Source organism: Streptomyces sp. NPDC034670, assembly GCF_055574875.1.
The window spans coordinates 1-2,901 of the sequence record NZ_JBVITR010000125.1 but is presented as its reverse complement, the minus strand read 5'-3'; the positions used below and the strand labels follow the sequence as shown (position 1 = coordinate 2,901).

Sequence of the window (2,901 nt, the reverse complement as noted above, 5' to 3'; positions counted from 1 at the left end):
GTCCGTCCGGACGCACCCCTGGCTCGCCGACCACACGGTGGACGGCACGGTCGTGGTCCCCGGCACCGCGCTCGTCGAACTCGCCGTCCAGGCCGCCGACCACGTCGGGCTGCACGCCGTCACGGAACTCACCCTTCGCGCGCCCCTCGTCCTGCCGTCCGGCGGAGCGGTGCAGGTGCAGACGTCGGTCGAACCGGCCGACGGCGACGGCGTCCGCGCCGTCAGCATCCACGCCCGTCCGGACGACGCGTCCGAGGACGCGCCGTGGACCCTGCACGCCACCGGCTCCCTCGGCACCGCCCGGCCGGCCTCGCCGGACTGGGACCTGCGCGCATGGCCGCCGGCCGGCGCCGAACCCGTCGCCGTGGGCGGGCTGTACCCGAGGCTCGCCGAGACCGGCATGGTCTACGGGCCCGCGTTCCAAGGGTTGCGCACGCTCCGGCGGGACGGCGCCGACCTGTACGTCGAGGCCGAACTGCCCGAGCGGACCGCCGAGGAGGCGTCCGGCTTCGCCCTGCACCCGGCCCTGCTCGACGCCGTCCTGCACGCCCTCGGCATCGACGACACCGAGTCCGACACGGACGCGGGGGAGGGCCGCCGCAAGGCACTTCTGCCGTTCCTGTGGTCCGGGGTGACCCTGACCGCCGTGGGCGCGTCGGCCGTTCGCGCCCGGATGACCGTCCGCGCCCCCGGCGAGGTCACGCTGCGCATTGCCGATGCGGCCGGTGAACCGGTCGCGGAGGTCGCCGAGTTGGTGTTCCGTCCGGTGTCGGCCGGTGACGTGACCGCCGCCGGCAGTGCCGTCACGGCGGCCCGGAACCTGCACCGGCTGGAGTGGGCCCCGGCCCCGGCCCCCGCCCCCGCCTCGGCCCCGGTCGCGCCGTCGTCGTCCGGGTCGGCGTTCCCGCCGTCTCCGTCGTCCACGGACCTCGCCGCCCTGGGTGCCGCCGACGTCCTGCCGTCCGGCGTGACCGCGTACCCCGACCTCGCCGCGCTCACCGCCGCGGACAGCCGTCCCGCGGCCGTCCTCCTCCCCGTCCCCGCGGGTGAGCCGCCGGCCGGGGCCGCGTGCGGTGTCCTCGCGGCCCTCCAGGACTGGCTCGCCGAGCCGACGCTCGCCGAGAGCCGGCTCGTGGTCGTCACCACCGGTGCGTTCACCGATCCGGCGGGCGCCGCCGTGTGGGGCCTGGTCCGCACGGCGATCAGTGAGCACCCCGACCGGTTCGCCCTGGCCGACATCGACGGTGAGCCCTCTTCGTGGCAGGCCCTGACGGAACGCCTGGCCCACCTCGGCGGTGACACCGGCGAGACCCAGCTCGCCGTACGCGACGGCCGGGTGCTGCTGCCCCGCCTCACCCGCGCCACGGCGGCGTCCGGCACGGCCGAGGCCGTACGGTCGGCCGCCGGCACCGACGCCGCTGCGCACGCCCCCGGCACCGACGACCCCCTGTGGCCGACCACCGGCACCGTTCTGATCACCGGAGGCACCGGCGGACTCGGTGCCCTCGTGGCCCGCCACCTGGTCACCGCGCACGGCGTGCGCGACCTGCTGCTGCTCTCGCGGCGCGGCCCCGAGGCCCCCGGCGCCGACGGGCTGGTGCGCGACCTCACCGCGCACGGCGCCCGCGTGACCGTCACCGCGTGCGACGTCTCCGACCGTGCCGCCCTGGAGGCGGCGCTGACCGGCGTACGGCTCGGCGCGGTCGTGCACACCGCGGGCGTCCTCGACGACGGCGTACTCACCGACCTCACGCCGGAACGCCTCACCCGTGTCCTGGCCGCCAAGACCGAATCGGCCCTGCACCTGGACGAGTTGACCGCCGAGCGGGCACCGGGCCCGTTCGTGCTGTTCTCCGCGATCGCCGGGGTCGTCGGCTCCTCCGGGCAGGCCGCCTACGCCGCCGCGAACGCCGCACTCGACGCCCTCGCCGCCCGCCGCCACGCGCGCGGCCTGCCCGCCGTCTCCCTGGCGTGGGGCATGTGGGAGCACGCCGACGGCATGGGCGGCCGTCTGACCGAGGCGGACGTGGCCCGTATGCGCCGCCTCGGGTATCCCGCCCTCGCCACCGACGACGCCCTCGCCCTCCTGGACACGGCGTTGCGCACCGGTGAGCCGACCGTGGTGCCCGCCGCCCTCGACACCGGCGCCCTCGTGGCCCGCGGCGACAGCCTGCCCGCCGTGCTGCACGGCCTCGTCCCCACCGCCCGCCGCAAGCGGTTCGCCACCGGCACCACCGCCCGCGGGGACGAACCCGCCCTCGCCCGACGGCTCCGGGCGCTGCCCGCCGCCGAGCAGGACCGGCTTCTGCTCGACCTCGTGCAGTCCCAGGTCGCCGCCGTCCTCGGCCACGCCTCCCCGGCCGTCATCGACCCCGAACGCGCCTTCAAGGACCTCGGCTTCGACTCGCTCACCGCCGTCGACCTGCGCAACCACCTGGGCACCGCGACCGGCCTGCGCCTGTCCGCGACCCTCGTCTTCGACCACCCCAGCCCGGCCGCCCTCGTCGCCCACCTGCGCCGGGAACTCATCGGCGACACCACCGCCGGGAGCCCCGGTCCCGACGCTCGGCGGGCCGACGCCGACGAGCCCGTCGCCGTCGTCGGCATGGGCTGCCGCTACCCGGGCGGCATCACCAGCCCCGAGGACCTGTGGCGACTGGTCGCCGACGGCGCCGACGGCATCAGCGGCTTTCCCACCGACCGGGGGTGGGACCTCGACGGGCTGTACGACCCCGACCCCGACCGGCCCGGCACGGCCTACGTCCGCGAGGGCGGATTCCTGCACGACGCCGCCGACTTCGACGCCGAACTGTTCGGGATCAGCCCGCGCGAGGCCCTGGCGATGGACCCGCAGCAGCGGCTGCTGCTGGAGACCGCCTGGGAGGCCCTGGAACGCGCCGG

1 protein-coding gene is annotated in these 2,901 nt (G+C 76.9%); it reads left to right on the top strand.

Annotated elements, in window-relative coordinates; translation table 11 throughout:
* The coding region (locus tag ACZ56B_RS32700; protein WP_468798687.1) for a type I polyketide synthase at positions 1 to 2,901 on the top strand (2,901 nt) is incomplete at both ends.